Source organism: Mesorhizobium sp. M5C.F.Cr.IN.023.01.1.1, from assembly GCF_003997585.1.
GTDB lineage: Bacteria > Pseudomonadota > Alphaproteobacteria > Rhizobiales > Rhizobiaceae > Mesorhizobium > Mesorhizobium wenxiniae.
The window spans coordinates 1-5829 of record NZ_RZSU01000195.1; the positions used below are offsets into that span (position 1 = coordinate 1).

8 protein-coding genes and 1 pseudogene are annotated in these 5829 nt (G+C 64.1%); 7 read left to right on the forward strand and 2 right to left on the reverse strand.

The genetic code is table 11. The features are described 5' to 3' along the window. On the forward strand, nt 1-826 hold an 826-nt coding region (locus tag EOA78_RS34770), incomplete at its 5' end, for a peptidylprolyl isomerase (protein WP_127320167.1). A 239-nt stretch (nt 827-1065) separates the two neighbouring features. Here the strand turns inward: EOA78_RS34770 and EOA78_RS34775 are convergent. Then, nucleotides 1066-1713, reverse strand: a complete 648-nt coding sequence (locus EOA78_RS34775; protein WP_127320169.1) for a TetR/AcrR family transcriptional regulator — start codon at nt 1711-1713, stop codon at nt 1066-1068. A gap of 33 nt (nt 1714-1746) precedes the next feature. Between EOA78_RS34775 and EOA78_RS34780 the strand changes: the two genes are divergently transcribed. The 6 genes from EOA78_RS34780 to EOA78_RS34805 all read left to right on the forward strand — a co-directional run bounded on the left by EOA78_RS34780 (nt 1747) and on the right by EOA78_RS34805 (nt 5336). After that, complete coding sequence (locus tag EOA78_RS34780) at nt 1747-2055, forward strand: hypothetical protein (protein WP_245477999.1); 309 nt, start codon at nt 1747-1749, stop codon at nt 2053-2055. A 119-nt stretch (nt 2056-2174) separates the two neighbouring features. Next, entirely contained in the window at nt 2175-3416 is a 1242-nt protein-coding gene (gene argJ / locus EOA78_RS34785; RefSeq protein ID WP_127320171.1) for a bifunctional glutamate N-acetyltransferase/amino-acid acetyltransferase ArgJ, read from the forward strand. Next, a complete protein-coding gene (locus EOA78_RS34790) occupies nt 3416-4195 on the forward strand; it encodes a GNAT family N-acetyltransferase (protein ID WP_206533562.1) in 780 nt (259 codons plus the stop codon). The genes argJ and EOA78_RS34790 overlap by 1 nt, the downstream gene beginning before the upstream one ends. Next, on the forward strand, nt 4192-4614 hold the full coding sequence (locus tag EOA78_RS34795; RefSeq protein ID WP_127320173.1) for a (deoxy)nucleoside triphosphate pyrophosphohydrolase: 423 nt from the start codon (nt 4192-4194) through the stop codon (nt 4612-4614). The genes EOA78_RS34790 and EOA78_RS34795 overlap by 4 nt, the downstream gene beginning before the upstream one ends. Before the next feature lie 114 nt (nt 4615-4728). Then, nucleotides 4729-5058 (forward strand): hypothetical protein, encoded by a 330-nt coding sequence (locus tag EOA78_RS34800; RefSeq protein WP_127320175.1) that lies wholly within the window; start codon nt 4729-4731, stop codon nt 5056-5058. A 98-nt stretch (nt 5059-5156) separates the two neighbouring features. Continuing rightward, nucleotides 5157-5336: a Flp family type IVb pilin gene (locus EOA78_RS34805; RefSeq protein ID WP_127320177.1), complete on the forward strand. Its 180-nt coding sequence runs from the start codon at nt 5157-5159 to the stop codon at nt 5334-5336. Between the two features lie 48 nt (nt 5337-5384). Here the strand turns inward: EOA78_RS34805 and EOA78_RS34810 are convergent. Then, a pseudogene (locus EOA78_RS34810) lies at nt 5385-5829 on the reverse strand (SAM-dependent methyltransferase); the annotation flags it as partial.

The window sequence follows — 5829 nt, forward strand, 5'->3', positions numbered from 1 at the left end:
ACCAGCCCCGGCCCAACCGGCCGCCCCGGCCGAACCGGCCGCGCCGGTCGATCCGAACGCTGTGGTCGCCACGATCAACGGCCAGACGCTGACCGAGGCAGACCTTGCCCTTGCCGAAGGCGAGCTGTCGCAGCAGTTTGCGCAGATGCCGCCCGAACAGCGCCGCGCCGCAGCACTTTCGGCGGCGATCGAGATCAAGGTCATGGCTGCCCAGGCGGTCACCACCGGCCTCGACAAGGATCCCGACTTCCAGCGCCGCATGGCATTCCTGCAGCAGCGCGCCCTGCATGGCGAAATGGTCGAGAAGGTTGTCCTCGGCAAGGTCACGGATGCCGAAATTCGCGCCCGCTACGACCAGGAAATCGCCAACACGCCGCCGACCAACGAGGTGCATGCCCGTCACATCCTCGTGAAGACGAAGGAAGAGGCCGATACGATCATCAAGCAGCTCGACGGCGGCGCCGATTTCCAGAAGCTCGCCAACGAGCACACAAGCGATCCGAGCGGCAAGACCAGCGGCGGCGATCTCGGCTGGTTCGGACCCGGCCAGATGGTGCCGGAGTTCGACAAGGCGGTCTTCGCGCTGGCGGTCGGCAAATACACCGAGCAGCCGGTGCAGTCGCAGTTCGGCTGGCACGTCATCCAGGTCGAGGACAAGCGCGCCAAGCAGCCGCCGGCCTTCGACCAGGTCAAGGACCAGGCCCGCCAGGCGGTTATCCGCGACAAGTACATCGCGCTGGTAAAGTCGCTGCGCGCCGAGGCCAAGGTCGAGATCCCGGACGAGAAGCTGAAGAAGACGGTCGACGCGCTGGAAAACGCCAAGTAGGCGCGCCATTGCCCGGCAGGCAGAGATGGGCTGTCCTCTCAATACTTGGGTTCCTCGCCCACCGCGAAGCGGGGGAGAGGTGGCTCGGCGAAGCGACCGGAGAGGGGGCTTCGTAGAGCCCGGTCCCCTCTCCGTCTCGGCTTCGCCGAGCCACCTCTCCCCACTTTCGTGGGGCGAGGAACCCAAGCTGGAATGAAGCCGAGATCCTCCCCCTGCCCGGGAACAGGGAGCTTCTCTACCTATCCAACGATGCGGCGACGCCGTGAACGCTGCCGGATCGCCGGCGGCGAGTTTGCCGTTGGAGCGATGCCTTTTACCACATAGCCAACCGCCCTGCGCAGCATCGCTTCGTCTTCGTCGAGGCGATTGGTCAAAAGATGAGTCCAGGCAAAGGAGGCGACCAGGTCGGCGACGAGCGTGGAATCGACGTCGGCCGCCACTTCGCCTCTTGCCTTGGCGCGTTCGATCATCTGGGCGGTATGGGCATGGCGTCCTTTCGTGTATTCGACAAGCACGGCGGCTACGGTCGCATCCGACTGCGCCTCGGCGATCAGCGATCTGAAGACGCTGCCTGAGGACGTTTCATGCCAGTGCGAGAACAGGTTCTTCAGGAAGCCGACGAGATCATCCTCGAGGTTTCCGGTATCGGGGTTGTCGACGCGCTTTAGCCGCTGATAGACGTCGAAGAGCAAAGCGGCCTTGCTCGGCCACCAGCGATAGATCGTAGGCTTTCCAGCACGCGCCCGCCGCGCCACCGCTTCGATCGAGAAGCCGGAATAACCGGCCTCGACCAGCACCGCCTCGGCGGCGTCGAGAATGGCGTCGGCGCTGTCGGGGTTGCGCCGCGCGCCAATTGATTTGCGGGCCTGATCTGCGTCCTCACCCATCTGCTTTTTTCCTTATCGGCAAGTTTCCTCAGCATGCATATACGACATCTTGACGAAACGAAACGACCCGTTTTATATAACGGTACGTTTCGTAACGATAAGGAGAGACCAATAACCTCGACCGCCGCCCGCTTCTCGCGCCTCCGCTTTGCGCTGCTGGTGCTTGCCGGCGTCTATCCGCTGATCACCGCCATCCTCTATGTCGTGTTCCCGCTGACCGAACAGTGGGAGATCTGGCAGCGCACGCTGGTCACCGCCCCGCTGATGGTCGCGATCATGATCTGGGGCCTCATTCCGGGCGTGCAGAAGATGTTCCGGAGGTTCCTCAATCCTGCCCAATGAAGGAAGCGTGCTGCAGGCAGTTTGATGTCGTCCGCAACGGTCGGGAAAACGCCCTTGCACCGGCGCCCGCTATCGGGCAAACCGGCGTTCCCCTTGCGATTTTCCCGCCCGAGGTCTTCATGTCAGCCACCATTTCGCCGCTCGCGCCGAAGAAGTACCCCAAAATGCCTGACATCGAGGGCGTCCGCATCGCCACCGCCGAGGCCGGGATAAAGTACAAGAACCGCACAGACCTGCTGACCATGGTCTTCGATGCCGGCACCACGGTCGCCGGCGTGTTCACCAAGTCGAAATGCCCGTCGGCGCCGGTCGATTTCTGCCGGCAGAATCTCGGGCAGGGCAAGGCGCGCGTCCTGGTCGTCAATTCCGGCAACGCCAATGCCTTCACCGGCAAGAAGGGCCGTACCTCCACGGCAATGACCGGCGAGGCTGCAGCCAAGGCTGCGGGCTGCACGCCGGGCGAGGTTTTTCTAGCCTCGACCGGCGTCATTGGCGAGCCGCTGGATGCCGGCAAGTTCAGCCATCTGCTCGCCGGACTGGTCAAGGACGGCAGGCCGGATCTGTGGACCGAAGCCGCCAAGGCGATCATGACCACGGACACCTATCCGAAATTGGCGACCGTGACGGTGAAACTCGGCGACGTCGACGTCACCATCAACGGCATTGCCAAGGGCGCCGGCATGATCGCGCCCGACATGGCGACGATGCTCTCCTTCATCGCCACCGATGCGCCGATCGCAGCCCCCGTGCTGCAGGATCTTTTGTCACGCGGCACGGCCAAGACCTTCAATGCGGTCACCGTCGACAGCGACACCTCGACCAGTGACACGCTGCTGATGTTCGCCACTGGCACCGCGTCCAGGCGCGGCGCGCCTGATATCACCGATGCCGGGGATGCGTGCCTCGGCGCCTTCCGCCGCGCGCTCGGCAAGGTGCTGAAATCGCTGGCGCTGCAAGTGGTGCGCGACGGCGAGGGCGCCCGCAAGCAGGTCGAGGTCACCGTCACCGGCGCGAAATCGGCCCGCTCGGCCAAGCGCATCGCGCTGTCGATCGCCAATTCGCCGCTGGTCAAGACGGCGGTCGCCGGCGAGGATGCCAATTGGGGTCGCGTCGTCATGGCCATCGGCAAGGCCGGCGAACCGGCCGACCGCGACCTTCTGTCGATCTGGTTCGGCGATATCAGGCTGGCGCATGAGGGCGAGCGCGATGTCGCCTACTCCGAGGAGGCGACATCGGCCTACATGAAGCGCGACGAGATCCGCATCCATGCCGATATCGGCATCGGCCGCGGCAAGGCGACGGTGTGGACTTGCGACCTCACCAAGGAGTATGTCGCCATCAACGGCGATTATCGGAGCTGATGGCGTTGGTTTCCAGACATCCGGCAAGCGTGCTTGCCATCGTGCGCCGCTATGAGGCGGCCGGCTTTCGCGCCTGGCCGGCGGCGGCGGTGCATTATGACGGCACCTGGGTGGTGCGGCTGACGGCGGGCCATCCGGCCAAGCGGCTGAATTCAGTCAATCCGCTCGATCCCGGCGACATCCAGCACATCGCCGAGCGCATCGGCCGCGCCAGCCGCCGTTTCGACGCCTATGGCCGGCCGCTGACCTTCCGCATATCGCCGCTGTCGGGTCCGGTCCTTTCCAAACATTTCGACAGCGAAGGCTGGAGCACATTCGACGAATCGCTGGTCATGCGGCTGCCGCTGGCGGACGCCCAGCTCGATGCCGCCATGGACCAGATCCCGCTGAAGGACATCAGCCGCTTCATCGGCGCGTCGCTCAAAGTAAGCGGCTCGGATGTGTCGCTGCGGCCGGGCCTGTCGGAGATCATCGGCGCCATCCAGCCGGAAGCCGGGCTGTTCGCGCTCGAAAAGGGCACCGAACCGCTGGCGACGCTGATCTGCGTCCACGATGGCGATCTTGCCGGGCTGTTCGAGATCGCCACCGACAGATCGGTACGCAACCAGGGCCACGGCCGCCACCTCATTCTGTCAGCGCTGAAATGGGCCCGGCTGCGCGGCGCCCGGGAAGCCTGGCTGCAGGTCGAGGCCGACAATGCGCCGGCGCTGGCGCTTTATCGTTCGCTCGGGTTCGACGAAGTCTATCGTTACCATTATCGCCGGCCGCCCGGCGCATGACCGGCCCGAACCCTGTCGGCAAGCGCCTGCTCCTGGTCGCAGCCTGCGCGCTGGTCGATACCGACGGCCGCGTGCTGCTGGCGCAGCGGCCCGAAGGCAAGCAGCTCGCCGGCCTGTGGGAGTTTCCGGGCGGCAAGGTCGAGCCCGGCGAGACGCCGGAAGAATGCCTCATCCGTGAGTTGTACGAGGAGATCGGCATCGAAACCGATATTCCCTGCCTGGCGCCGTTCACCTTCGCCAGCCATTCCTACGATGATTTTCACCTGCTGATGCCGCTGTTCGTCTGCCGTCGCTTCCGCGGCATCGCGCAGCCGAAGGAAGGGCAGGTGCTGAAATGGGTGCGGCCGCGCCAGATGCGCGATTTTCCGATGCCGCCGGCCGACGCGCCGTTAATCCAGTTCCTCATCGATCTTTTGTGATTGTACCGTCCGAGACTTAGACAACGTTAATGGAAGATTTATCTTGCCGTGAAAAATTGACGGCATGGAAATCGTGGGAAGGCCGTGTTCAGGCCTTCGCCGGAGGGCGGTTGCATGAGCCTCGACAGGGACTGGGATTCGATCCGACCCGACCGCAGCTTTAGCGCTGTCCATGCCGGCATGGGCATATTGCGGATCACGCTGCTGTTCGGCTCGGCCGCGGTGGCGCTGGCCTTGATCGCGACGCCCTTGCTCGACAGCCGGACGCGATCCGCCCGCGACCATTTTGTCGGCGGCCTCGACGGAATGAGCACAGGCTCGGTCGGGAGCACGAGGTCGACCGGCCATCGTGGGACCTACACGCTGCGCAAGAGCGTGCTGCAGCCGCTGCCCAGTTCGGTCTGCGTGATACGCGACAATGGCAAACGCAGCGGCGACTGCTGAGATGGTTTAGAGCAGCCGTTTCACCGCCTGTTAAGCCTGTGCCATTAACCTTTCTTAACAAGTCGGCGCTAGAGTTCCGGCAAGCGGGATCGACGGCCATGAAAACATTGCTGCAACGATTTTGGGAAGACAAGACCGGCGCGACGGCCATCGAATATGGGCTGATCGTGACCGTGCTGTCGCTTACCATCATAGGCGGCATCGGCCAGGCGGCTGACGCACTCTCGTGGCTGTTCAGCGACAATTCCAGCAGGCTTGTGAACGCTTTCGCGCAGTGATCGCGACCGGCCACCAGCATCCATAGAAATCCGGTCGACAGAATCCGGTCAACGCCCGCCGGGATTTTCCAGTATCGTCTTCAGCGATATTTTCGCCGAGCCCGGCTTCAGCGGTTTTTGCTGCGAGGCGTCGGGCGCCCAGCCTGACATCCAGACGATCGGAAAACTCGCCCTGATGCGACCATCGGCATCCGAAAACCGCTCGGCGTAGATTTCGGCGACGCGGGCAAACAGCCTTCGTGTGCCGGGTCGCCTGCTGCGGTCGATGAGCGCGCTGGTCTCGCCCATCGCCCGCAGGTCCGCCATCAGACCGAACAGGGAATCGTAGCGCACCGTCACCGTCTCGACATCGGCGACGGGCAAGGCCAGGCCGGCGCGTTGCAAAAGCGCGCCGGCGTCGCGCACGTCGGTGAACGGGATGACGCGCGGGCTGGCGCCGCCGTAAAGCTCGGTCTCGGCGGCGATCAGGCTTTCGCGCAGCTCGGAAAGCGTA

Excerpts from the sequence above, each read along its gene's own strand:
- EOA78_RS34775 (WP_127320169.1), bottom strand. The coding sequence starts at position 1,713 with ATGGGTGAGGACGCAGATCAGGCCCGCAAATCAATTGGCGCGCGGCGC.
- EOA78_RS34780 (WP_245477999.1), top strand. The coding sequence starts at position 1,747 with ATGCATATACGACATCTTGACGAAACGAAACGACCCGTTTTATATAAC.
- argJ (WP_127320171.1), top strand. The coding sequence starts at position 2,175 with ATGTCAGCCACCATTTCGCCGCTCGCGCCGAAGAAGTACCCCAAAATG.
- EOA78_RS34790 (WP_206533562.1), top strand. The coding sequence starts at position 3,416 with ATGGCGTTGGTTTCCAGACATCCGGCAAGCGTGCTTGCCATCGTGCGC.
- EOA78_RS34795 (WP_127320173.1), top strand. The coding sequence starts at position 4,192 with ATGACCGGCCCGAACCCTGTCGGCAAGCGCCTGCTCCTGGTCGCAGCC.
- EOA78_RS34800 (WP_127320175.1), top strand. The coding sequence starts at position 4,729 with ATGAGCCTCGACAGGGACTGGGATTCGATCCGACCCGACCGCAGCTTT.
- EOA78_RS34805 (WP_127320177.1), top strand. The coding sequence starts at position 5,157 with ATGAAAACATTGCTGCAACGATTTTGGGAAGACAAGACCGGCGCGACG.